This is a genomic window from Psychroserpens mesophilus (genome assembly GCF_050617655.1).
Taxonomy (GTDB): domain Bacteria; phylum Bacteroidota; class Bacteroidia; order Flavobacteriales; family Flavobacteriaceae; genus Psychroserpens; species Psychroserpens mesophilus_A.
In genome coordinates this window covers 1-23,710 of the sequence record NZ_JBODQC010000014.1, presented here as the reverse complement: position 1 = coordinate 23,710, position 23,710 = coordinate 1, and the positions used below count along the sequence as shown (strand labels likewise).

Sequence of the window (23,710 nt, the reverse complement as noted above, 5' to 3'; positions counted from 1 at the left end):
AAAAGAAAAATGAAGAATATATTATTAGTAAGTACCGTATTATTTACACTTATGTTTATGAGTTGTAATGATGCCCCAAAATCTGAACTTGGGCATAACGAAGCCGAAGGCGTATCAAAAACCAATGAAGCTGGGGAAGATGCACACGGCGATGAAGGCCACAATGAAGGAGAAGAAGAAGGTCACAGCGAGGAAGAAGGCGTTGTGGAACTTACAAAGCAACAGGCCGAAACCATAGGTTTGGAAATGAAACCTTTGGAGGAACGCAATTTAGGGAACAACATTAAGGTAACGGGAACGCTGGAGCTTTTCCCACAGGACAAGGCGAACATAAGCCCGTTTGTTGGTGGAAATGTGAGTGCCATAAAAGTAATACCCGGAGATAACGTAAGCAAAGGTCAAGTGCTGGCATATATAGAACACCCGGATATCATTGCAATGCAACAGGACTATCAGGAAAAAAATGACGAACTGGTCTTTTTGAAACAGGATTTTGAACGCAAGCAGACGCTTTATGACAAAGGCGTTTCTTCGGGAAAGGAATTTCAAATGGCTCAATCAAAATTTCGTTCCACAACATCCAGCGTCAATGGTTTGAGGGCCCAATTGAAGTTGTTGGGGATTAATCCGGAAAAAGTGGCGGAAGGACAGATATATTCCGCAGTTCCCATTACCACACCCATAAGTGGTTATGTGGATGAAGTAATGATTAGCCTTGGCGATTACGTGGCACAACAATCCAAAATGTTCTCGATAAGCGATAATTCAAAAATTTATGTAAACTTCAAAGTCTATGAAAAGGACATAAAGCAAATCCAGAAAGGACAACAGATATATTTTTCCACGGCCTCTCGCCCAGATGAACTGCTTAAAGCAACCGTTCGGTCTATAGGTAAAACTTTTGAGACAGACCCAAAAGCCATAGAAGTTCTTGCTGATATAGAAAACAAGGATAAAAATCTTTTGCCAGGTATGTATGTAGAAGGGCGCATAGTGCAGGGCGAGAAAAAGGGTTTTGCCGTTCCGGAAGCCGCCATTATAAAGGAAGGCGAGCAATCCTTTATTTTTATCTTGGATGAAGATGAGGAAATGGAAGTAGGCAAAATGAAATTCAAAATGATACCCGTAACGGTTGGTATTACTGATTTAGGCTTTGTTGAAGTCAATCTGCCTGCCGAAGTTTCAACCGATGCCAAAGTGGTCATAAACGGAGCTTATAACCTGTCTTCTGAAATGATAAAGGGCGAACTGGAACACGGACATTAATTCAATAATAATCAAAGGTTTTGATTCCGAGTTTGTTTATCGTCTTAATTAGTTAGTTAAAAATTATAAAACAGACTCGGTTCAAAATTGATTAAAAATTTAAAAAGTTAATAATATGAAAGAAATAAAAGCATTTATAAAACCGAACCGAATCCAAAGAGTCATTGAAGCACTTTCTGACAATGGATTTGAAAGTATGACCCTTTCACAAGCAGAAGGCACGGGCGCGTTCAAGGCAAAAGGTGCCAGACCGTCGCTGGATTTTCACGTAACAGATAGTCCAGTGGTCAAATTGGAATTGGTCTGTCAAAATGAGGAAGCCCAAGCGGCCATTGAAACAATTATAGCCAACGCCAAAACCGACGGGCCTGGAGATGGTATAATTTATATAGCTAATATAGAAGATGCGTTTCACATTAAAACAGGAGATTCCTTAAAACGTTACGACCTGTAATTCTCTTTCTAAACAAATGGAAAAAATAGTTCAATTTTTAGAAAGCAAAGGAATACGACCTACAGCTATGCGCCTTATGACCTATAAGCGGTTGGCAGAGTTGAATGTTGCCATCAGCCTTGGCGATTTGGAAAAAGATTTTAAGATCAGTGAAAGAAGTACCCTGTTTAGGACTATGAAAGCGTTTGAAGAAAAAGGGATTGTGCATCAAATCGAGGATGGGACAGGGGTTATAAAATACGCCCTTTGCGAAGAAAATTGTGAATGCGAGGTCGGCAACGACCTTCATTTGCACTTTCATTGCAACAATTGTAATGAAACGGTCTGTTTAACAGAGCATAAAATCCCTCACATCAACTTGCCTGATGGCTATATCACGGAGGACATTAACTTGGTGGTAAAGGGTATTTGCGAAAAATGCAGTGGCAATTTGGATTAAACGTTTGGTTTTTAAATTCAATTATCATTTATAAATAGTGAGCAATGATAACAATCTATAAAAAAGAGGCTACTGTATATATGGTAGCAGAGAATAAGCTGGATGCCAAGGATTATGAAAACTTGATACCGGTCTTAACAGAACACATAAATGCATATCAGGAAGTGTTCTGGTACATTGAAATGCAAAATTTTGAAGGTTGGGCAGCAGAGACATACTGGAAGGGAATTGAATTATACCTTCCGAATGAAAAGCATTTAAAGCGAGTTGCTTTGGTGGGCAGCGTTAAATGGCAAGAGCAATTTACCGAGGTATTGCTTCCTTTTTCAGAAGCTCATATAAAATTTTATAAGACCGAAGAAAAAGACGATGCCAAAGAGTGGATAAAATAAAAATAAAAAATGGAAAAACTACAACTAAAAATACCGGTCATCCTTCCGCAAGTTCCTAACGAAAAAGATTCTTGTGTTGAAAGGCTTATTCAAAAACTACAAGCTAAAGAGGGCATCGAAAAAGTGCACATTGCCGATGCAAACGGAGCTGATGTGCCAAAGCTCTGTTTTCATTATGACCCAGATATCATTTCCATTGACCGCATTCAATCCCTCGCCGAAAGTACTGGTGCCGAGATTACCGAAAAATACGGGCATTTGCTCATTGAAGTTAAAGGAATCAGACACACAAGACAGGCTCGTTCCATAGAGAGAAGCCTTTTGGCAATCAATGGAGTTTTGGAAGCTTCCGTTTCAGGCTCTGGAATGGTACGACTTGAGTTTGATAAAAAGCAAACAAATTTTGATGAAATAAGCAAACAAATTGAAAAGGAAGACCTTCAGGTTCAACGCAGTGCTTCAAACGAAAATGATTACACCGAAGCATCCAAAAAACAAGAGCGTTCAAAGAAGGAAGAGACTAAAGAGCAAACTTCCACCGAGGGACACGAGCACAAAGAAGGCGAGACCCACGAGGAAGGAGAAGAGCACGCCCACGGTGGTATTTTCGGTAAAAATACGGAGCTTATTTTTTCCATTATCTGTGGGGCACTTCTCGGAATAGGTTTCGGCCTTTCCTATGTGGAATCCATCCCAGATTGGGTCAGTCTTACTTTATACATTGGTGCTTACTTTTTCGGTGGTTTCTTTACGGCCAAGGAAGCAGTACAGACGGTTGCCAAAGGCGGTTTTGAAATTGACTTCTTAATGCTGGTTGCCGCCATTGGTGCAGCCATTCTGGGAGAATGGGCAGAAGGTGCATTGTTATTGTTCCTGTTTAGTTTGGGGCACGCCCTTGAACATTATGCAATGGAAAAGGCCCGAAAGTCCATTGCGGCACTGGCAGATTTAGCACCAAAAACAGCATTGCTGAAAAAAGATGGTAAGACAGAAGAAGTCGGGATTGAAAAATTAAGTATAGGCGATATCATTGTGGTCAAACCCAACAGTAAAATATCTGCCGATGGTGTTGTGGTCAATGGAAAAAGCAGTGTCAACCAAGCACCTATCACAGGGGAAAGTGTACCTGTGGACAAAATTCCTGTGGAAGATACGGGCAAGGACTATTCGGCAGACGATGATATCAAGGACGAAAACCGCGTTTTTGCCGGAACTATCAACGGTAATAATACTTTGGAAATAAAGGTAATCAAAGAAGCCAAAGACTCTACGCTGTCCCGACTGGTCAAATTGGTCAACGAGGCACAGACCCAAAAATCCCCCACCCAACTTTTGACCGACAAGTTTGAAAAATACTTTGTACCATCCGTACTGATATTGGTTGGTATCCTACTCTTTGCCTTTTTGGTCATTGATGAACCGTTTAGTGCCAGTTTTTACCGTGCAATGGCAGTATTGGTAGCCGCCAGCCCTTGTGCACTCGCCATTTCAACACCAAGTGCGGTATTAAGCGGTGTGGCACGGGCAGCACGGGGCGGTGTACTTATCAAAGGTGGGCGACCGCTTGAGGATTTAGGGGTCATTACCGCTTTGGCTTTTGATAAAACGGGCACACTTACCGAAGGCAAGCCCAAACTTACCGAAGTAGTACCACTGGGGAATATTGAAGAAAATGAACTGTTAAAGATAGCCGTTGCCGTTGAAAACTTGAGCGACCACCCTTTGGCCAAAGCCGTCGTAAGGGATGGGAAAGAGCGTCTGAAAGGTACTGATATTACCGATGCGTCAGATTTGGAAGCGGTTCTCGGAAAAGGTATCAAAGCTTCTTTGGGCAAGGATAAAATCTATATAGGAAACCTTGACTTGTATGAAGACCTCGATGAAGCAAAACCATCCGAAGATATATCGAATAAAGTAAAAGAACTTGAAGGTGGTGGAAATACCACAATGCTCATAAGAAGGAACAAAGAATATATAGGTATCATCGCCCTGATGGATACCCCACGGGAAGCGGCCAAGGAAACCCTTAAAAAATTAAAGGAAATCGGTATTAAGCGGATGATAATGCTAACTGGCGATAATCAAAAGGTTGCCGATGCCGTTGCTAAAGAAATTGGGTTGACCGATGCCTGGGGAAGCCTGTTGCCAGAGGAAAAGGTAGATGCCATTAAAAAATTAAAAGAACAGGAATCCAAAGTCGCAATGGTAGGCGACGGTGTGAACGATGCCCCTGCAATGGCAAACAGCACCGTAGGTATCGCAATGGGTGCAGCGGGCAGTGATGTGGCATTGGAAACAGCTGACATTGCCCTAATGGCCGATAAACTGGAAACCCTGCCCTTTGCCATAGGTTTGAGCAGGAAGGCAAAGACCATTATCAAGCAAAACCTTTGGGTCAGTCTTGGTATTGTTGCCCTGCTTATACCCTCAACCATTTTTGGGCTTGCCAATATCGGTATTGCGGTGGTAGTCCACGAAGGCTCAACACTACTTGTGGTATTCAATGCCTTAAGGCTTTTAGCGTATAAAAAATAAATTTAGTAAAAAAGATTGCTTTTTGAATCAATGCTAAAAATGACAAAGACGGAAAAAACACTTTTAAACCGAGGGATTCGACCTACTCAAATGTGGTCGAAGATATACAAGTTCCTGAAAAGGAAACAAAGTGCCATGTCCTTTTCCGATTTGAAAAAGGCGTTTGTTCAAAAGAGCGAAACCAATAAAACAGCAAACAGAACTACCTTTTATCGCAATCTCAAGATTTTTGAGGATAAAGGGTTGATTCATCAGATTAATGATGGTGTAGGAGTGGCAAAATATGCGATTTCTGATGAAAATGCCAAAGGTAAATACGGTACAGATTTACATATGCACTTTCATTGTACCGTTTGTAGGAAAACCATCTGTTTACCAAATAAAATATCGGAAGAAAGCCTGCCAGACGATTATGAAGTGAACGATGTGAACTTGGTTTTGAAAGGAATATGTGAAAAATGCAGGAAAAAATAACAGGTGGGAGTACTTGAACCTTGAACCCTTGCGCCCAATGGTCCAGTTCAGGTTTCTTTCACCCTCTTTAACTAAAAAATATGGCAGAATTAAAAAAATCATTGGGAACACTTCGACTCACTTTTTATGGCGTTGGCACCATTGTGGGCGCAGGAATTTACACGGTAATCGGCGCAGCAGCTGGACAAGCGGGAACAGACCTCTGGTTAAGTTTTATCTTTGCTGCCATTGCAGCAAGTGTCTCGGCAATGTCCTATGCAGAGTTATCCTCTACCTATCCCAACGCCGGTGCGGAATTCATTTTTGTACGGAAAGCGTTTCCAAAAATCGACATTCCATCGTTTCTAACAGGTTGGACGATTGCGTTTCATAGTTCGGCCACAATTGCAGCGGTGCTACTTGCCTTTTCGGGATATTTCAATACGTTTTTTAATATGCCCTCTCTTCTAATAAGTTATGGCATTTTATTGGTGTTGTCATTAATTAGTATTACAGGCATCACAAAATCGTCGACAGCAAATATTATTATGGTCAGCATTCAACTTTTGGGATTGTTATTATTGATAGTATTTGGGCTTTTGGAAACTGGTCCACCCAAAGCAGAATTCTTTCAGGTGGAATCGATTTCTGGAACTTTGGCGGCCACAGCTACATTGTTCTTTATCTATACCGGTTTTGAACATATGGCAGCTTTGGGTTCGGAAGTTAAGAACCCGGGAAAAACAATACCCCGCGCATTTTTAATGACTATGGTAATAACTACTACAATTTACTTATTTATTGCTTTTACGGTTTTGAACATTGCAGACCCTTCCGCTTTGGCAAATGTGGATTCGCCACTATCGCTTGCAGCTTCCAATCTCAACAATTGGTTGCCTGTGGTATTGGCTATTGCTGCACTTTTTGCTACGGCTAATGCTGCTTTTAGTGGTATCATATCCATAAGTAGATTGCTTTTTGGAATGGCAAGCGTGGGCGAACTTCCAAAGTTTATGACCAAAACCAATGCACAGAAAGTACCGTGGGTCACTACCATTATAGTTATGGCAGCAGTTGCCGGATTTTTATTGTTGGGCGATATTAAGATTGTTGCAGGAATGTCGTCATTGGGTGCTTTGCTTGTTTTTGTTGCCGTAAATGTCGCACTTATCGTGCTTCGGTTTAAAGCACCAGAGCAAGAACGACCATTTAAAGTTCCTTTGGCTATAAGACGAGTGCCGATTTTACCCATTTTGGCGATACTTATAAGTCTATCACTGATAATCCAATTTAATTGGCAGGTTTATGCAGCGTTCGTAGGTGCTATTATCGTGGGTATTGTGCTTGATTATTTTTTGGACAAAAAGTCAAAGGATGAAATAGACCCTGAAAAAGAAAAGGAACTTTTTAACCATTAAAATGAAGCTATGGATTGGATGTTCGAAGATTTTAAAACTGACCTAGATGCCTTAAATCCTATTGTCCGTAAAAAAGCCCTGTCCATAGCAAAATAACTAATTGAAAAAAAAGATATTTCAGCAAAAGAAGCTTTATCGGAAGGCATCATAAGGGCGGAAGAATGGTTTTACGATTTAGAAGGATAATTATCAATTAAAAACTATATAAAATGTTACAGATAATCGAATTAAAAGAAAAAAATATTGTTGCAACAAAAGCTTCGGGCAAATTGAGAAAAGAAGATATAGAAAAAATCCATCCACTTATCCACGCCATACTGGACAAGGGAATGAAAGTCCGTTGGTATTTTGAGATGGACAACTTCACGGGTTGGGATTTACCTGGTTTATGGGAAGACCTTAAAATGGACACAGCCCACGCCAGGGACTATGAAAAGATTGCTATGGTTGGAGATAAAAAATGGCAGAATTGGATAACCCAATTTATGAAGCCTTTTACCAACGCAGAAATTAAGTATTTCAATTTAGACCAAAAGGAAGACGCCAAAAATTGGATTGAAAGCCAGTAAAGTTTATAACCGTAAAAGACAGGCGATGAATAAAAAAAACATTCTTATTACCATTTTAATTGGGTTTGCAGTAGGTGTTTTTATCCTTCAACCTTTTGGGGTAACAATTTTCACGTTTAGCAGACAGAATTATGAAATTAATTGGTGGCAATATTTAATAAACAATGTCATTGAAATTTTGAATATCAATGGAAATCAAATTTTTGAGAACACGCTGTTTGGTTTATTAGGTGCAAGTGTTGCGCTGATTTATTATTTCGGTAAAAGAAAAAAGGATATAGATAACAAGTAGCGGTAAATCGTTACAGGAAAGAGCGAAATTTTTTATTTAAAATATATTAAGTGAAAACTTAATTAATAGCAGGCAGCTTTTATGATGCTTTTTTAAGGCAAAATGATTAATAGCATTAAAAGCAAAAGTAGAAGCTGCTTTTTTTAATTATACAAGTAAAGATGGGAATTATGAATATTAAACATTGTTTTTTAATAATCTTGTTGGTTAGTTATTATAAGGTAAACGCCCAAAAAGTTTATACAACTGAAGAAGGTCATATTATGATGATGACTTTGGTTGATGATAAACCCATCAAGGCAGAAAGCCATAAATTGGCACTATATCTTGATTATGATTCCAAAGTCGTAAACGGCGTCCTTGACCTCAAATCTTTATCAACAAATAGTTCTAAAATCAATGCCATTTTACAAGAACAGGAAGACCCATTAATGCTTCGGTTTACTGGTACAATTCCATCACAGGATTTTTTGTCAAAACGGCACGACCCTATCAAATTTAATTGGCTAATAGTTATTACTTATCAAGGGAAATCTTTTAAATCACAATTTAAAGCAACCATTACCCATATAGAACAAGGATTAAGTATGTCCTGCCTGATAAGCGCATCTGGACAATTATTGGTTTCAAATACGGGGTTGGATTCCTTAATAGAGGGTATCGATGATACCATAGAGGTGCAATTTGCACAATTAGTGTTAAAATTGGATAAACAATAATATTTAGCATCAAAGCTTTTAAAAGCAAAACACAATAGCTTAATCATGAAAAAAAAGAAAGTTAATTTAAGAGATTTAAAACCAAGTTCGGAAAAAGAGCATAACCACGATGATGGACACAATCACAGTGCTTCATCATATAACTTCAAGGTCTATATTCCCGCCATTATAAGTTTTGCAATGCTTATTATTGGTATAATACTGGATTATTTTGATATGCCTTTTTTTAAAGATGGGATACGAATTATTTGGTATGGTGCCGCTTATTTACCTGTTGGACTTCCAGTAATCAAAGAAGGATGGGAAAGCATTAAAAAAGGCGACTTTTTTACAGAGTTCTTTTTAATGTCCATCGCTACCATTGGTGCATTTGTAATTGGCCAATATCCCGAAGGTGTTGCAGTAATGCTATTTTATGCAGTAGGCGAATTATTTCAAAGTGCTGCTGTAAATCGTGCAAAAGGAAATATAAAAGCATTATTAGATGTTAGACCTAAAGAAGCCAATGTATTTCGTGAGGGAGATTATAAAAGTGTTTCGCCTGAAGTTGTCAATATTGGAGAGAAAATTCAAATTCGTGTAGGTGAAAAAATTCCATTGGATGGCATTTTATTATCCGAAAAAGCATCTTTAAATACAGCTGCGTTAACAGGAGAAAGCAAACCAGATTCCATTCAAAAAGAAGCAAAGGTTTACGCGGGTAGTATTAATTTGGAAAGCGTTATTGAAGTTGAGGTAACCAATAAGTTTGAAGACAGTTCTATTGCGAGAATATTAGACTTGGTTCAAAATGCAACAGCACGTAAATCTAAAACAGAATTATTCATCAGACAGTTTGCTCGTATCTACACACCAATTGTAGTGTTTTTAGCTATTGGTGTTACTTTTATACCTTACTTTTTTGTAGATGATTATATATTTAGAGATTGGTTATACAGAGCATTAATATTCTTGGTAATATCTTGTCCTTGTGCGTTAGTGATTTCAATTCCATTAGGATATTTCGGTGGATTGGGAGCAGCTTCAAAAAATGGAATATTATTTAAAGGTGCTTCATTTTTAGATGCAATGACCAAGATAAATACTTTGGTAATGGACAAAACAGGAACCGTAACTAAAGGTGTTTTTAAAATCAAAGAAGTAAAAGCAATTGATTGGAAAGAAACCGAATTTATGCAATATTTAATGGCGATGGAAGAACAATCCACGCATCCAATTGCTAAAGCAATTTTAGAGTATAAATCAGAAGGAGAAGATTTTGAAGCTCAAGACGTTTCTGAAATTGCAGGTAAAGGATTAAAAGGAATTGTAAATGGTAAAACAGTTTTAGTAGGAAATAAAGCCTTAATGACTGCGAATAATATAAATGTTCCAACGGAAACGGAATCTATTGTAGAATCGATAGTATTAGTTGCAATCGATAATCAATTTGCAGGTTATGTAGTCATAGCAGATGAATTAAAGGAAGATGCAAAAGAAACAATTACAGCATTACACAAAGTAGGCATTAAAAATATTATGATGCTTTCTGGTGATAAAGATTCCATTACTCAACAAGTCGCTAAAGAACTAAATATTGAAAATGCTAAAGGTGGTTTATTACCAGAAGATAAGTTAAACGAAGTTGAAATATTAAAAAAGAATCCTGAAAATAAAGTAGCATTTATAGGGGATGGTATAAACGATGCGCCTGTTTTAGCAGCAAGTAACGTTGGAATTGCAATGGGTGGTTTGGGTAGTGATGTAGCTATTGAAACAGCAGACGTTATCATTCAAACCGACCAACCTTCAAAAGTTGTTAGAGCCATTAAAATAAGTCGTTCCACACGAAAAATTGTTTGGCAGAATATCATTTTAGCTTTTGGTGTTAAAGTCATTGTCTTAATTTTAGGAGCAGGTGGTTTAGCTACAATGTGGGAAGCAGTTTTTGCAGATGTAGGAGTAGCATTATTAGCAATTTTAAATGCAGTTAGATTACAACGAATGAGTTGGTAATTGTCCCCACAACCCAAAACCCAGTTTTTTCGTACCTCAAAATCCTCTGTCTTTTGTTTTGTTCCGCTATCCACCGCACTTGTAGTTTTTGGTTGCCAACCCTCACACAGCACATTGCTTATTTTATTTGCTATTATATTTTAAAAGTAGTACAATAAAAAAGACAAATGCGCAGCATTCACGAACACCTTAATTTAAAATAGAAGTGACGTGAGTAAAGAGCTGTTGCCATCCCTCACACCAAAAACTACCCCAAGCTATGTTTACATAATACAAGTTATAGGAGCAAAAATCCTTTCAAAGGTAGCCTACGGCGTTTTATTATATTTTTGTCGCTATAACTGGTATTATGTAAAATATCCGCTATTCCAACGCTCACATCCGAACATATAACCATATTTTGAACAAGCATTAAACAATAGCAAATTTAAAAGATTGATTAAGTTTAGTATTATATTGGTTATCTCATTCAAACTGCACAAAACCATCGTTAAGTCCAAGTATTCCTTACCTCAAGTCTTTGTTTGTTTCATTTCGTTAACAAATATAAAAGTCCACTTTTCCCCACCACCCAAGTCAGCGGTTATAAAAAAATAGGTTAAGAAAATGCAGTAATACGACATAGCATATTGCTTTTTATCGTACCTCAAAAAAACAAAAAGCTATTGCCTAAAAGTCCTGTATAAGTAGCTTGTTTAAATGCTGTTTTATCAAACAACTATTTAAAACGCTACCCATACAAACGCTTCATCCCACGCTCAAATTGGTGATAACCTATTTTTTTAAGAATTTATTCCCCAAAAAGTGGAAATGAATTAACTAAAAAGAAAACAAGATGATTACAAAAACAATTCAAATCACAGAAGTTACAGTAGATGAATTAGCAGATGCGGTAGCAGATAAACTAATGTTTAAAATTGAAAACTACCTCAAAGAATTATCTAAAAAACAAAATGATGAAATCCTAACAAGACAAGAAGTAGCCGATTATTTAAAGATAAGTTTAGTAACAATACACTCCTGGAATAAACACGGTATTTTAAATCCAATTCGTATGGGCAACAGAATTTTTTACAAAAAGCAAGACATATTAGATGTGTTAGAACAACAAAAAATAAATAAAAAAAGGTAGCAAATATATGTGGCTACCACAGCCAACGCGCAAGGCTATAAAGGTCACGCCCTACGGGTTTTGAAAAAAATCTCCACCCCAATATTATTTAAAAAAGAGGGTAGTATTTTTTCCAAAAACCTTGACAGCCTTATCCACGCCACAAGAACATACGGCTTTCTTTTTTTATTGTTTTTCTTTTAAAAAATTAATGGTGCGAAGCGTAGCGAAGCAATTTTAAATTGGATAGCTATGTCAACTTTTGAACTGAAAACACACCAAATCGGAAGAACCTACTCGCAACCTCATTTTTTTATCCTGAACAAAGGGCAAAACAGCGGAAAGCCTTTAATAAATCCGTGTCCTAATTGCTTTGTGGTAACTGTACCAACCGAAGAAGAAAAGCACACCCTTTATCATTTATCGATGATGCTACAAATAGGCGGTTTCTATGCTTATTATCTGAAAGGTAGTGTTATTCCTTTCATTTCTATAAATGATTGCAGAAACACGCTTAAAGATGGCTACACTTCATTACTAAATGAATCTAAAGAGTTGCAGAAGCATATTAGTATTGTGTCAGCTATTAGCAGAAAAGAAGCAGAATTACAAAAAGTCATTTCAAAAATGGCAGATTTAAAGGTGTCATATATTCAAAGTTTATTTCATAAAAAGCAAAATCGGGCAACAAAGGGCAACAAAAACCTAATCAATCTATTAGCATAGAATTTGCCATATATTACTTGTGTTGGTGAAAGGCTATACCAAGTCCGTACCAACTTCGAACAAGTATTAATTTTAAATTTTATATGTTATGGGTGTAATTTCACAAGGAATCCTGGGCGGTGTATCAGGTAAAGTAGGAAACGTAGTTGGTGCTTCTTGGAAAGGTATTGACTATTTGAGAATCAAACCCTCAAGCGTGGCAAATCCACGTACAGAGGGGCAAGTTAACCAAAGAAACAAGTTTACTGTTACTTTGGAGTATCTTCAACCGAATTTAGGTTTTATCAAGAAAGGGTATAAATCTTATGCGGTGCAAAAAACAGAGTTTAATGCAGCAATGTCTTATGTATTGAATAATGCGATTACAGGAGCTGCACCAAACTTTACTGTAGATTATTCTTTAGCTTTATTAAGTAGAGGTAATCTATCTGGAGCATTGAACCCTGCAACAGATTTAGCAACTGCGGGACAAGTAGAATTTACTTGGGATGATAACTCTGCTGAAGGTAATGCAAATGCAACTGATAAAGCAATGATTTTAGTTTACAATCCAAGTAAAAAAGAATCAATGTATATTCTTGATGGTGCAGATAGAACTGTAGGATCTCAAATCATTACAATTCCAAGTACCTATGCAGGTGATACTGTTGAGCTTTTTATGGCATTTATTACTGCTGATGGTAGTATCGTCTCAAACAGCGTTTATTTAGGCTCTGGAACAGCTAATTAACGGTTGATGTTTAAATTATAAAACCGTTCTACACGAACGGTTTTATTTTTACCGTTTAATAAGTTCTTAATTTTATCTATTATTTCTTTCCTTTGATTAGTTCTTATAATCAAATATTTGTTGCCTTATTGTTGCCTTTTTAATTGAAATCCCTTATAAATAAGGGTTTCTTAATTTCCCTTAGGAATTTCCAAGTAGGCTAGAACCAAGCAATTGGTTATACACGTTGTTGCCTCACGTTTTTTTATCCGTTTCTAATTCCATATTTTCTATATCTAAAGGGTTAGGTCGATATAAACTTATTTCAATTCCAAAATTAAGATTACCAACTAATTTCAATAGTTTAGGATCTAGGTATTCAGTTTGACACCAAAAATCCATCATTAAGTTTTCAATTCCAAAATCTATTGTTGGGTTTTCATCATTCTTTAATCCAAATGAGTAAACTGTATTTAATTGCAGGAAATTTTTATTCAGATATTCAATTACATCTTTTTTCTGTTGCTCAAAGTCTTTAAAACCTGTTTCGCTTAAGTCAAAAGAACAACCATTTGAGTCCTGTATTTTCTTTTTTCCAATTTTAATTTTGTCTCCTTTTCGATATATTCTATATGGTTTTAAGTCAGTTGATTTTATAAAATCATCAACTCTGAAATCAATTCCATCTATTCTTAAAATACAACTCATTTATTTTTTTTAAATGTGTGGCAACGTTGTTGTATATGGTTTGTTGCGTGTTTAAGCACCTAATTTAGCAAATAAAATCCGAATAGAAAATCCGCGAGGATTTTCGTAAGTAGGCTAGAACTGGCAATAAATTATATACGGTGTTGCCAGTAGTTTTTATTCAAAGAATCCTCTGCTTTTTAAATCCGTCTTTTTCTTTATTTCAAAAATGTCAATTGCATAATTCCCATAAACTGCTTTGGCTTTAAATCCATTCGTTTCATAATATGGTTTAGGGAAACGTTGGTCAAACCATAACGTGTCAGTATCTTTTTCAAATTCAAAAGTTATCTCTTCTTTAAATTCTATTTTAATAGGCTTTTTGATACTCAAAGAATCCAATTTTTTATAGTCAAACCCTTGATATGGCGAAGCCCATTTTCCGTCCTTTGTTTTGTAAACATTATTGTATTGGTATTTTACGTGGATAAGTTCTCCGCAATATTCTGCTACATAAAGTATGACGTGTTCAAATTCAGAGAATGCTGGTTTTCCGTAATGGTCATAAGCGACAAAATTTATTGTGTCTTTTTTAAAATCGCCATATAAGTTTTCTACTATTTTATACTCTGCGTCAAACTTGGAATTCATAGAAATTCGATTACAATAATATTTTCTTTTAGCGTAATCTACATTTATTTTTTTTCCAATAAACACATATAATTTAGGACTTTCCTCTTTACAAGGAACATATTCTTCACATTTTTCAGGTTCCAAGACTATTTTGATTTTATCTCTTAAAATCAAATCTGAAACTAAATACGCTTGCGTTATTTGATGATTATATCTAAAGTATAAAGAATCATTTAGTAAAGCTTTAATTTTAAATCTCCCTTTTTTATCGGCTTGTACTGCATAATTTTTATTTGAATATAGTTGTTTGTATTCATCAATATTCAATTCAGCGTTCTTTAAGTATTTATGTATTGTATCATTAATTGTGATTTGAACTTTGTGAAATCCATTAGTTGAGTCTAATGCAATTCCTTTAACAGTAACCTTTTGCCCAAATGTTAATATCGAAAATAGCAGAAAAGTAAGTAGTAATGTTTTTTTCATAATCTAAATATTCAAATCAAATCTAAATCATACTTAAAGAAATAAAAAAGTTGAATGAGTGAACAGTGCTTTTGAATGAGTAAACAAGCAGATTCGGTTTTCTCAAATTACTGGCAACGGTTTTGTGTATGATTTCGTTGCGTGTTTAAGCACTAAAGTTAGCAAATAAATCACAGATAGAAAGTCCGCGAGGACTTTCGTAAGTAACCTTTAACTAGCAATGAATTATACACGTTGTTGCCAGCAGTTTTTATTCAGTTTATTCATTCATTTATTGGCTCACTTCGGTTATAAATCCAGATGCTCCTTTTGATTTTTTATAATTAGTCCACTTTAGCGAATCCAAAATTTCATCTCCTTTTGATAAAATCAAAGAATCAATTTTTGATAACTCTTGAAAATATTCCGTCTGTTTTAATTCACTCGTAATTTCTCCAAAAGTTAGCGTATAAAATAAATGTTTTTCCTTTGTTTTAGTTTTAATAATTTCATTGGGATAAAAACTGTAATAAGTCGAATTTTTGAATTTCGCTAAAACGCCTTTTTTGTAGTTGTTATCTTTTAAATCTAAATAATTTTCTATATAAAATTTAACGTCTCCAAATTCCGTACTTTCTTTTCCGATTAATTCCCTATTGGCTGAACAAGAAACCAAAAATACAATTACGACAAAAGTTGATATTTTCAGCGTTCTGCTTTTCATTTCGTTTCGTTTTTTATTCCGCATATTTAATTCAACCCGTATTTTCAATTCCGAATACTTTAATTAAAACTCAAGAAAATTGAATTTTTTTCTCTTTTTCAATTCAAATTACGATTTTTCTCAAATTGCTGGCAACGTTTGCGTATAAGAATAGTTGCGGGTTTGCGTGCGAGGAATTTCCGAAGGAAATTCAGACGTAACAAACACGCAACGACCTTTAATTAGGCACTAAACCGCAATTATTTTTATACATTGTTGTAGCCAGTTTTTTTATTTTTTCAGTTCGTTAAATACTATTTCATCGTTAAACTCAACTTTAGAAATATGTCTAACGCTATTATTCCAGTCGAGTGGTGTCCAATATTTAGGATATTTCACAACGATTGGATTTCCGATTAATTTTTCTTTCAGATTGTTTAATTCTAATCCATTTTCCAATCCTCTATTAATGTAAAATCTACGTTCAGTATTTTCCATTACGAAAATAACGTCATTACCTTTATTGCTATAAATTTCCGTTACAATTCCGCTTTCCGAAATAGTTCTATCTTCAGATACGATTGGGACAGGTCTAAAAATTAGGACAGCAATTATTAAAATAATTAAGCTGAAACTAATTAAAATAATCTTCGCAATTTTCTTCATAATCGTGATTTTTAAATTGGCTACAACGTGTTCGTGTTATGGCTAGTTGTGTTGGCGAGAACTAAGTTAGCAAAAAGAAACGAACCAGTAGGAAAATCCGCTAGGATTTTCCGAGTACACACTGACTAGCAATTAGTTATACACGGTGTTAGCTTTAGTTGTGACACATTTGAGAGAGCACGTTTTGTTGTTATTCCACTTTTCAATTCCGCAAACTTGCTCAAATTCCGCTTGAGTAATAATTCCGTTTTATTCAGTCAATTTATTATAATATGGCATTATCAATTCCTCTAATTTTTTCCGTTGCGATTTGGTCAAAGAATGTCCTTTTGGTGGATACGTTTTGGTTGGATTAATAGCCAATTCAATTAGTAATTCTTTTATTATTTCGTTTCGGTCAATTCCGCGTGATAATATTTTGAACGTTGTGTTATTCTGAATAACTGGTCGATCCCAATTCGAATTATCAAAGAGTTGAGAAGAAATTGAAAAAATGTGAGCAATACCAATCCAATCATCAGGAATAACTTCGATAATCGCTTTCACATCTTTTTTCGAGATGGAATGATTCGGTTCGCTATTTATTTTTTCGGTTACGATTTTCATTTTTCGGAATAATTAAAGCTAACGGCTAGTATAAGAATAGTAAGGGATTAAAACGCACTTACTTTCAAGTTTAGCACTTAGCCAAATTTACAATTTTTTCTTTAATTTTCTTTAAACCGTCAAATTGTAAATTTGGCGGACTTTGTTAATATGCACCGACTTTGGGTTTGGCACTTAACCCTTATTATTTTTATACCGTGTTACCTGCTGGCTTTATTATACCCATAATTTTTTTAACTTTTAATTCAGTCATTTATTTTGGCACTCGAATAAATCCTATTATCCTAATTTCTATCTAATTTCGAGTTACTTATTACTTCTTAGTTGAATTATCAATACGTATAAAATTATAGACACCTTTTCCTTCAGCGATTAATTCATCATTTTGGAAGGCTTTCATTTTCGTAACAAGTATTCTATTTCCCAATCTAACAATTTTACCTTCTACAATTATAGATGATGCTTCTGCTCCTTTTAGATAATCTATTCTTAAATCAATTGTTGCTAATTTATCGTCAAAAGATTTGAAATGAGTTCCGCCAGCAATTCCACCAACTGAATCCATTATTGTTGCAATAATTCCTCCGTGCCATCTATTTTTTCTAATGTCTCCAACAACTTCATCTCTAAAAGGGACACTTACTCTTACAAATCCTTTTTCTATGACTAACAATTTTAGTCCTAAAAAATTATGAATTGGAATATTTTTTTCAATTACTTGTTTAATAAATTCTATGTTATTTTCTATCATTTCTTTCGGTTTTAATCTTTGTTTTTTGCTTGCTGGTAACGTGTTGTGTATGGTTAGTTGCGTGATTTAGCAACTAATTTAGTAAATAAAACACAGATAGAATATTCCGCAGGAATATTCGTAAGCAGGCGAGACCTAGCAATTAATTATACACGCTGTTAGTTACTGTAGCGACACGATTGAGTAATCAGAATCAGTTAAGCGATAAAGATTGGACAATAAAAAGCGAAAAAAGCTAAACTCAAGTTTTGCTTTTACCATTGATAGCGAAAAGTGTTTGTAAAACTCTTTGTAGCATTTATCCTTTGAGTAAGAAATTGCGAAAGAGTAGGATTCCGATTAATTTGATTTTAATATAATAGTTGATTATATAATACTTTTTGATGTAGAGGTCTTTCCACAAACCAGCTCAAAAATCCGCAAGAGTAAAATTCTAATATTATTAATATTAAAATTAATTGATGAATAATTAAGTTCTTTTTGATGTAAAATAAATTTCAGAGTTTGAGTAAGTAAATCCGATAATTTTAAATTTTAAAACCTTTTTATGTTAGGAGTTACGATTTTCGGAGCTATTGTTACTAACGTGTTCGTGTTATGGCTAGTTGCGTTGGCGAGAACTAAGTTAGCAAAAAAGAAACGAACCATTAGGAAAATCCGATAGGATTTTCCGAGTACACACAACACCAGCAATTAGTTATACACGCTGTTAGTTACTGTAGCGACACGATTGAGTAATCAGAATCAGTTAAGCGATAAAGATTGGACAATAAAAAGCGAAAAAAGCTAAACTCAAGTTTTGCTTTTACCATTGATAGCGAAAAGTGTTTGTAAAACTCTTTGTAGCATTTATCCTTTGAGTAAGAAATTGCGAAAGAGTAGGATTCCGATTAATTTGATTTTAATATAATAGTTGATTATATAATACTTTTTGATGTAGAGGTCTTTCCACAAACCAGCTCAAAAATCCGCAAGAGTAAAATTCTAATATTATTAATATTAAAATTAATTGATGAATAATTAAGTTCTTTTTGATGAAAAATAAATTTCCGAGTTTGAGTAAGTAAATCCGATAATTTTAAATTTTAAAAACTTTTTATGTTAGGAGTTACGATTTTCGGAGCTATTGTTACTAACGTGCTTGTATATGAAAAGTAGCGGGTTTTAAGCACTAACTTTTCGGTTTATAACTGACCTCTAATTTATTCATTTACTTTCGATTAAGCGATTAAACCGCTATTTTTTATATACGTTGTTGTACACTGGCTTTTCTTCCGCAAACTTGCTAGCGTTGGCGTGAAAGCTTTTTTATTTTTGAGGCACGAAAAAAATAAATGTGCTTGAACATTGACTTGCACTAAGATTCTAAAAACTCGATAAAATCATTTTTTTGACTAAACTTACTAGAGTAATTTAAAAACTTTTCAATTTCTAAACAGTGTAATTTTGATTCATAATCTTCTAACCTTGAAAGCATACCTTTCGTTACTCTTTCTTCGTGAATTATTGGCGCTAAATAAAGTGCAAAAATCTTTTTGTCAGGATATTTTTCCTCTACTAGTCTAATGTGGTCAGGAACTGATGCTCCTTCGGCTGACCATTGTTGTGATTTTCCTTTTATTGTTGTTAGCTCAACAACTACTATCATATCATCAATAAATAAAAGAATGTCAGGAGAACCCGTTGGTCCACCAGGTGATGGAGTCGGAATTCCATATTGGCCAATTTTACCATTCCAAATAACTTCGTCAATGATGCTATTGTTTTCTAAATTTTCAAAATATTTATAAAATAAATATTCAAGTCTGGAGCCTCTTAAATTCTTGCTTTTCTGAAGATTTTTATTAACAATCTCACTTATTATTGAAATGTATTTTAAATAGTCATATGAAAATCCTTTTGAATTTATATGTTCAATAATTTCTTCTTCTATATCTATTACGTCTAATTCATTAACATTATCAGTGTTAATATTTTTTATTTCTATTTTATCTTTATCAGAAAAGGTATAATTTATTGTTTCTGCGATTGAACCATCAGATTTGTTATAAATATTGATTACATAATTATTTTTTTCAATAGCTGGAAATTGAATAACATCATCAGGATTAATTAAATTACCATTAATAATTAAATTATTTTCTGAAACTACAACTAATTGTTCGTTGCTAGTTTTATTTGAGATTGTAATATCTTTAGGTGTATTATGAACTTCTGTATTACCAATATACTGTAACCATAAGCTTAAATTGTCTTTAAAATCATAAGGTTCCGAATTATAGTCATTTAGCATTTGGTCAATTATAAATTCTTTTTCAGAAATAATTTCAATTGTATTCACTTTCCTATTGTCTGAACTATTTCCTATGACTAGTGAAGACTTTTTTATTAGACCAGTAAAACTGCATAGTTTTTCATAATAACTTGATGAAGAAGCTTTTACTAAAGAAATATTTCCGAGGTGAGTTTGTTTAAATGCATCAACTAATTTCAGTTGTTTTTTGTATTCTAAATTTCTAAAATTTTCTATTTCAAGAGAAATAAAATCAATATCATTTTGAGATTTGCTTCTAAATACAAATAGTGCAATTTCTTCACGAGTTAAATATCTTGTTTTCTTTAATACTTTCAAAGTAAAAATTAAGGGAAAAACTAGTATTCCTTCACAGTCTTTCAAAATAACTGGATTCGTTAATTGTAGTTTAAAAAATTGCTTTAGATATGTTTCCGAAAAATTAATAGTTCCACCATCTTTTTCTGCTTCTTTTAAATTCGGATAATCATAATCCTCAAGAAAGGATTCTAGTTCTTTCACAATAGTGTGTCCAGCTTCAGTTACAAAAAGTGAATTTGGAGTTGTGTCTGTATTTATAAATGTAAAACCAAAATATTGTGGAATACTAGCTAATAAAGTTCTTAAAGATTGAGGAGTAATATTTTTACCATTTTTTGTAGCTCCATTTTTACCTAGATATGATCCCAATCTATCTTGTTTAGAACCGTTCCAAGTTTTACCATTATAATTAGAATCTAAAATACCCTTTAATAACACTACAGATTGATGTAAGTTTGCGCGTTTTGGTATTAGCCAATATTCTTTATCTCTATTTTTTTGAGCCATTTTTATTTATTTAAAACAATAATTCTATCATATTTAATTAATCCGCCTCTTTTTTTTCTAGGTATTCTCAAATAAGGATTTCTTATTAAGTAGGAAAAAACTTTTGAGTTTTTATATTTATTTTTTTCTGCAAGTTCAATTAGATATTTGTAAACTGGAAATACAATTTTCCGAATCTCACAGTCTCCTACTACTAAAACGTATGAACCGTCTTCTTTTAAATATTTTCTGATGTTTATTATGTTTTCTTCCATATCTACAAAGTACTTACATACTATATGCGCTCTCTTTTTATCAATTTTATATAGTTCATCTATTTTATTGTCTAATTCTGCAATACCAAATTTATGGGTTAGCTCATTGTATTCATTGGCATAAATTTGTTCTGTACCTATTTGATTTTTTTTGTGCTCAATAATATTATTATCATCGAGATTTCGAAGCCAAACATTTTCTAACCTTAAAATCCTTACATAATCAAATGCATTTATGTAAGGTGGTGAAGCACAAACTAATTTAACTTTATTGTAATATTTTTTTGCTTTGAAATTTCTAGCATCGTTGCCAATAAATTTTGCTTTAAAATGTAAATTAAAGTCATCAGTATCTAATTTTTCTATGTATTTCTCAACTATTGTATTGAACAGTTGTACTGTTTCTTTTGGTTCTTTTTTATGTTTAGTTGATATATATGGTTTTGGAGATTGCTCATCAGAATAAGAACTTTTTCTAATAGAACTTATATAGCAAACCAAAAGAAAATCTATTATTTTTTTTGATGCCTTTAGTTCAATAATATAAAAGTATAATGCATTTAAACTTTTTATGTTTTTTTCAGGAAACCAATGATTAAGATTTTTAAGTTTTGGGAGAGGTTTATCTATGTATTTTTCTTTATCAAATTTTAATAAAATTGTTTTGATAAGTTTAATATCTTTTTTTGAAAGTTTTGTACTTTTTACCCTCGATAAAAGCCTGCTAATTTCATCAAAATCAACACCCAAGCATTCTCTGCTTTTAAGAGAAGCTTCTATTAGTGTTGTTCCAGAGCCAGCAAAACAGTCAAGAACAATATCATCTGTATTTGTAAAGTTGTCTATAGCCCAAGCAGGAATTTGCGGTATAAATTTTGCTGGATATTTGAAAAATGAATGAGTAAAATAACCAACATTGTTTGTTAAAATCTCATATATTTCATTGTTTTCAATGTTATCTATATTAGGAAGTTTTTCTACACTTATCATTTTTCAAGAATAATAATTGATTCACGAATATATTTTACCAAACTTCCTATTTTGGCATATTGTTGAGAAGAAGTTTCGTTCTTTCTAGCTACAATTAATTCTTTTACTTTGAAACCACAGTTAGTAGCTATTTCTGTTAATATTAAATCTGTTGCAACTGGAATCCCAGCATATGCAGAATTACCAACAACAATCGCTACGAAACTGTTGTTTTTTTGTTTGGAATAAAGGTCTTTAATTACGTTTTGCATATCAATAAAATATAGCATTAACATTTTTGGTATTCTTTTATCCCATAATTTTTCCTCTCCAATTTGTCCAATAACATTTTTGAAAATAGAGGATTTAATTTCATCGATAGACTTATCTTGTTTCAAGTTTGCATTTAAATTAGAAGTTAGAGCAGATTTTCTTAATGTTCTTAAATTTTTGTAATCTTTTACAAACTTCCCAATCCATAATTCAATTTTATATACTTCGAAATAGTCAAAACAATTTGCATATGGTGGAGAAAAGATTGATAGATCAATTGAATTGTCTGCAATAAGATTATCTAATTCTGTTACATTAGAATTAAATATTTTAATTTTTGAATCTGATTTCCTTCCTTTAATGTCCTCTAAAATTTGATTTAATTTCTTGCTAAATTCTACAAAGACATCTGCATCGTTAGTTTTCTTTCTTTTTTTAAGTCCATTACCTCCTTTTTTATAGTTAGAGCAAAATTCTAGAAGAGAGAATAAAGTAGCTTTTAAAATTATTTTTGCGTCATCATCTTTTATTTTTTCTATAGCTTTTCTAATTAGCTCGATTTTCGTTAAGTTTTCTTTTGAATATAATCTTTCAATCATTGAAAGTTCATAATCTTCATAAACATTCTTAATTTCTCTGTAAGGAGGAATTTCGAATTTTTCACAAAGTTCAATCACATTAGAAGAATAGTTTTTAGTTTTTGCTTGAGCCATAAAAAAACTAAAAGGGTTTAATTCAATTCCTAGAGCATCAATACCGTTTTCTTGGGCAGATACTAGAGTGCTACCTGAACCTGTGAAAGGGTCGAAAATCACAGATTCTTTTGGATTTAAATTAAGGTATGTAAATATTTCATTTACAAGGTCAGGTGAATACCCTTCTTGATAATAATGCCATCTTTGAAAAGGTAAATCTTTATGTAATGAAAAATTAACCAAAGAGGCAAATTTTTCATCAGTTCTTAAATTAAATTTTTCGTCAAAATGGATGTATAATTCATCTAAATTACAACTTGGAGTCCTCTTTTCTTTAACCTCTATACTATTCAACATTCTTATACTTGGTTCTTTCTATTAATAATTCTTTGGCTTCGACATTTAGTATTTCAGCTATTTTGTATAAATCTTCTAAACTTGGTTGTCTTTTATTTTGAGCGTAAGAGTGAACCATATTGTAGCTCTTTCCTAATTGTTCAGACAACCAAATTTGCTTTATTCCTTTCTGTTCTAAAACCTCTTTTATTCGGTTCATTTTTGAATTTTTTTAATTCAGTCCACTAATGTAAAGAACATTTTCAATATACTCACTAAATGAGTATAAAAACTATCATTCAGTTTTAATATGCGGTGGGAAAGGCAAGCTCTTTTTATTTTGTGAGGCACGAGCAAAATGAAATGTGCTTGACTGTGCTGTTGGCTTTTCAGAGCTGTCTTGTCCTGAAATATGGCTACAGGTTAAAATTGATTTACGCTGTTTTTAAATATATCATATTCGGTGTTTTATA

The 23,710-nt window shown here is 33.7% G+C and carries 24 protein-coding genes; 14 read left to right on the top strand and 10 right to left on the bottom strand.

Annotated elements, in window-relative coordinates; translation table 11 throughout:
* The first annotated feature begins 9 nt into the window (after positions 1-9).
* From ACRHNM_RS15525 to ACRHNM_RS15460, 14 genes are all read left to right on the top strand, one after another.
* Complete coding sequence (locus ACRHNM_RS15525; protein WP_154192130.1) at positions 10-1,266, top strand: efflux RND transporter periplasmic adaptor subunit; 1,257 nt, start codon at positions 10-12, stop codon at positions 1,264-1,266.
* Positions 1,267-1,381: 115 nt separating this feature from the next.
* Entirely contained in the window at positions 1,382-1,720 is a 339-nt protein-coding gene (locus tag ACRHNM_RS15520; protein WP_076547108.1) for a P-II family nitrogen regulator, read from the top strand.
* Between the two features lie 16 nt (positions 1,721-1,736).
* Positions 1,737-2,159, top strand: coding sequence for a Fur family transcriptional regulator (locus ACRHNM_RS15515; RefSeq protein ID WP_154192128.1), 423 nt, complete (start codon positions 1,737-1,739; stop codon positions 2,157-2,159).
* 44 nt (positions 2,160-2,203) lie between these two features.
* Positions 2,204-2,551 (top strand): STAS/SEC14 domain-containing protein, encoded by a 348-nt coding sequence (locus ACRHNM_RS15510; RefSeq protein ID WP_154192127.1) that lies wholly within the window; start codon positions 2,204-2,206, stop codon positions 2,549-2,551.
* Positions 2,552-2,560: 9 nt separating this feature from the next.
* Positions 2,561-5,086, top strand: coding sequence for a heavy metal translocating P-type ATPase (locus tag ACRHNM_RS15505; protein WP_237608730.1), 2,526 nt, complete (start codon positions 2,561-2,563; stop codon positions 5,084-5,086).
* A 39-nt stretch (positions 5,087-5,125) separates the two neighbouring features.
* Positions 5,126-5,560: a Fur family transcriptional regulator gene (locus ACRHNM_RS15500; protein ID WP_256476201.1), complete on the top strand. Its 435-nt coding sequence runs from the start codon at positions 5,126-5,128 to the stop codon at positions 5,558-5,560.
* Between the two features lie 80 nt (positions 5,561-5,640).
* Positions 5,641-6,957 carry an APC family permease gene (locus ACRHNM_RS15495; protein ID WP_237608732.1) on the top strand — a complete coding sequence of 439 codons (1,317 nt, stop codon included), beginning with the start codon at positions 5,641-5,643 and terminating at the stop codon, positions 6,955-6,957.
* Between the two features lie 209 nt (positions 6,958-7,166).
* Positions 7,167-7,526 carry an STAS/SEC14 domain-containing protein gene (locus ACRHNM_RS15490; protein ID WP_248400099.1) on the top strand — a complete coding sequence of 120 codons (360 nt, stop codon included), beginning with the start codon at positions 7,167-7,169 and terminating at the stop codon, positions 7,524-7,526.
* A gap of 25 nt (positions 7,527-7,551) precedes the next feature.
* A complete protein-coding gene (locus ACRHNM_RS15485) occupies positions 7,552-7,818 on the top strand; it encodes a hypothetical protein (RefSeq protein ID WP_248400097.1) in 267 nt (88 codons plus the stop codon).
* 170 nt (positions 7,819-7,988) lie between these two features.
* Positions 7,989-8,537, top strand: coding sequence for a hypothetical protein (locus ACRHNM_RS15480; protein ID WP_248400095.1), 549 nt, complete (start codon positions 7,989-7,991; stop codon positions 8,535-8,537).
* Positions 8,538-8,582: 45 nt separating this feature from the next.
* On the top strand, positions 8,583-10,532 hold the full coding sequence (locus tag ACRHNM_RS15475; RefSeq protein WP_431137562.1) for a heavy metal translocating P-type ATPase: 1,950 nt from the start codon (positions 8,583-8,585) through the stop codon (positions 10,530-10,532).
* A gap of 835 nt (positions 10,533-11,367) precedes the next feature.
* Positions 11,368-11,664: a helix-turn-helix domain-containing protein gene (locus ACRHNM_RS15470; RefSeq protein WP_431137561.1), complete on the top strand. Its 297-nt coding sequence runs from the start codon at positions 11,368-11,370 to the stop codon at positions 11,662-11,664.
* 231 nt (positions 11,665-11,895) lie between these two features.
* A complete protein-coding gene (locus ACRHNM_RS15465; RefSeq protein ID WP_431137560.1) occupies positions 11,896-12,369 on the top strand; it encodes a DUF6943 family protein in 474 nt (157 codons plus the stop codon).
* A gap of 88 nt (positions 12,370-12,457) precedes the next feature.
* Positions 12,458-13,099 carry a DUF6266 family protein gene (locus ACRHNM_RS15460; protein WP_431137559.1) on the top strand — a complete coding sequence of 214 codons (642 nt, stop codon included), beginning with the start codon at positions 12,458-12,460 and terminating at the stop codon, positions 13,097-13,099.
* Positions 13,100-13,333: 234 nt separating this feature from the next.
* Here the strand turns inward: ACRHNM_RS15460 and ACRHNM_RS15455 are convergent, their stop codons facing one another.
* The 10 genes from ACRHNM_RS15455 to ACRHNM_RS15410 all read right to left on the bottom strand — a co-directional run bounded on the left by ACRHNM_RS15455 (position 13,334) and on the right by ACRHNM_RS15410 (position 23,457).
* Entirely contained in the window at positions 13,334-13,786 is a 453-nt protein-coding gene (locus ACRHNM_RS15455) for a hypothetical protein (protein WP_431137558.1), read from the bottom strand.
* Positions 13,787-13,942: 156 nt separating this feature from the next.
* Positions 13,943-14,884, bottom strand: a complete 942-nt coding sequence (locus tag ACRHNM_RS15450; protein WP_431137557.1) for a hypothetical protein — start codon at positions 14,882-14,884, stop codon at positions 13,943-13,945.
* 271 nt (positions 14,885-15,155) lie between these two features.
* Entirely contained in the window at positions 15,156-15,587 is a 432-nt protein-coding gene (locus ACRHNM_RS15445; protein WP_431137556.1) for a hypothetical protein, read from the bottom strand.
* Between the two features lie 270 nt (positions 15,588-15,857).
* On the bottom strand, positions 15,858-16,232 hold the full coding sequence (locus ACRHNM_RS15440) for a hypothetical protein (RefSeq protein WP_185098744.1): 375 nt from the start codon (positions 16,230-16,232) through the stop codon (positions 15,858-15,860).
* A gap of 249 nt (positions 16,233-16,481) precedes the next feature.
* Complete coding sequence (locus tag ACRHNM_RS15435; protein WP_431137555.1) at positions 16,482-16,838, bottom strand: hypothetical protein; 357 nt, start codon at positions 16,836-16,838, stop codon at positions 16,482-16,484.
* 313 nt (positions 16,839-17,151) lie between these two features.
* Positions 17,152-17,589 carry a hotdog fold thioesterase gene (locus ACRHNM_RS15430; RefSeq protein WP_272973347.1) on the bottom strand — a complete coding sequence of 146 codons (438 nt, stop codon included), beginning with the start codon at positions 17,587-17,589 and terminating at the stop codon, positions 17,152-17,154.
* 1,357 nt (positions 17,590-18,946) lie between these two features.
* Positions 18,947-20,710: an AlwI family type II restriction endonuclease gene (locus tag ACRHNM_RS15425; protein ID WP_431137554.1), complete on the bottom strand. Its 1,764-nt coding sequence runs from the start codon at positions 20,708-20,710 to the stop codon at positions 18,947-18,949.
* Positions 20,711-20,712: 2 nt separating this feature from the next.
* Positions 20,713-21,954, bottom strand: coding sequence for a DNA methyltransferase (locus tag ACRHNM_RS15420; RefSeq protein WP_431137553.1), 1,242 nt, complete (start codon positions 21,952-21,954; stop codon positions 20,713-20,715).
* On the bottom strand, positions 21,951-23,255 hold the full coding sequence (locus tag ACRHNM_RS15415; protein WP_431137552.1) for a DNA adenine methylase: 1,305 nt from the start codon (positions 23,253-23,255) through the stop codon (positions 21,951-21,953). Before ACRHNM_RS15415 ends, ACRHNM_RS15420 begins: the two co-directional genes overlap by 4 nt.
* The gene (locus ACRHNM_RS15410) at positions 23,248-23,457 is read right to left on the bottom strand and encodes a helix-turn-helix domain-containing protein (RefSeq protein ID WP_431137551.1); all 210 of its coding nucleotides are present in this window, start codon (positions 23,455-23,457) and stop codon (positions 23,248-23,250) included. The genes ACRHNM_RS15415 and ACRHNM_RS15410 overlap by 8 nt, the downstream gene beginning before the upstream one ends.
* Positions 23,458-23,710: the final 253 nt, after the last annotated feature.

Coding starts and splice junctions, on each gene's coding strand:
- ACRHNM_RS15480 (WP_248400095.1), top strand. CDS start 7,989: ATGAATATTAAACATTGTTTTTTAATAATCTTGTTGGTTAGTTATTAT.
- ACRHNM_RS15445 (WP_431137556.1), bottom strand. CDS start 15,587: ATGAAAAGCAGAACGCTGAAAATATCAACTTTTGTCGTAATTGTATTT.
- ACRHNM_RS15450 (WP_431137557.1), bottom strand. CDS start 14,884: ATGAAAAAAACATTACTACTTACTTTTCTGCTATTTTCGATATTAACA.
- ACRHNM_RS15470 (WP_431137561.1), top strand. CDS start 11,368: ATGATTACAAAAACAATTCAAATCACAGAAGTTACAGTAGATGAATTA.
- ACRHNM_RS15435 (WP_431137555.1), bottom strand. CDS start 16,838: ATGAAAATCGTAACCGAAAAAATAAATAGCGAACCGAATCATTCCATC.
- ACRHNM_RS15510 (WP_154192127.1), top strand. CDS start 2,204: ATGATAACAATCTATAAAAAAGAGGCTACTGTATATATGGTAGCAGAG.
- ACRHNM_RS15515 (WP_154192128.1), top strand. CDS start 1,737: ATGGAAAAAATAGTTCAATTTTTAGAAAGCAAAGGAATACGACCTACA.
- ACRHNM_RS15495 (WP_237608732.1), top strand. CDS start 5,641: ATGGCAGAATTAAAAAAATCATTGGGAACACTTCGACTCACTTTTTAT.
- ACRHNM_RS15455 (WP_431137558.1), bottom strand. CDS start 13,786: ATGAGTTGTATTTTAAGAATAGATGGAATTGATTTCAGAGTTGATGAT.
- ACRHNM_RS15420 (WP_431137553.1), bottom strand. CDS start 21,954: ATGATAAGTGTAGAAAAACTTCCTAATATAGATAACATTGAAAACAAT.
- ACRHNM_RS15500 (WP_256476201.1), top strand. CDS start 5,126: ATGACAAAGACGGAAAAAACACTTTTAAACCGAGGGATTCGACCTACT.
- ACRHNM_RS15505 (WP_237608730.1), top strand. CDS start 2,561: ATGGAAAAACTACAACTAAAAATACCGGTCATCCTTCCGCAAGTTCCT.
- ACRHNM_RS15430 (WP_272973347.1), bottom strand. CDS start 17,589: ATGATAGAAAATAACATAGAATTTATTAAACAAGTAATTGAAAAAAAT.
- ACRHNM_RS15490 (WP_248400099.1), top strand. CDS start 7,167: ATGTTACAGATAATCGAATTAAAAGAAAAAAATATTGTTGCAACAAAA.
- ACRHNM_RS15425 (WP_431137554.1), bottom strand. CDS start 20,710: ATGGCTCAAAAAAATAGAGATAAAGAATATTGGCTAATACCAAAACGC.
- ACRHNM_RS15440 (WP_185098744.1), bottom strand. CDS start 16,232: ATGAAGAAAATTGCGAAGATTATTTTAATTAGTTTCAGCTTAATTATT.
- ACRHNM_RS15485 (WP_248400097.1), top strand. CDS start 7,552: ATGAATAAAAAAAACATTCTTATTACCATTTTAATTGGGTTTGCAGTA.
- ACRHNM_RS15465 (WP_431137560.1), top strand. CDS start 11,896: ATGTCAACTTTTGAACTGAAAACACACCAAATCGGAAGAACCTACTCG.
- ACRHNM_RS15410 (WP_431137551.1), bottom strand. CDS start 23,457: ATGAACCGAATAAAAGAGGTTTTAGAACAGAAAGGAATAAAGCAAATT.
- ACRHNM_RS15475 (WP_431137562.1), top strand. CDS start 8,583: ATGAAAAAAAAGAAAGTTAATTTAAGAGATTTAAAACCAAGTTCGGAA.
- ACRHNM_RS15525 (WP_154192130.1), top strand. CDS start 10: ATGAAGAATATATTATTAGTAAGTACCGTATTATTTACACTTATGTTT.
- ACRHNM_RS15460 (WP_431137559.1), top strand. CDS start 12,458: ATGGGTGTAATTTCACAAGGAATCCTGGGCGGTGTATCAGGTAAAGTA.
- ACRHNM_RS15520 (WP_076547108.1), top strand. CDS start 1,382: ATGAAAGAAATAAAAGCATTTATAAAACCGAACCGAATCCAAAGAGTC.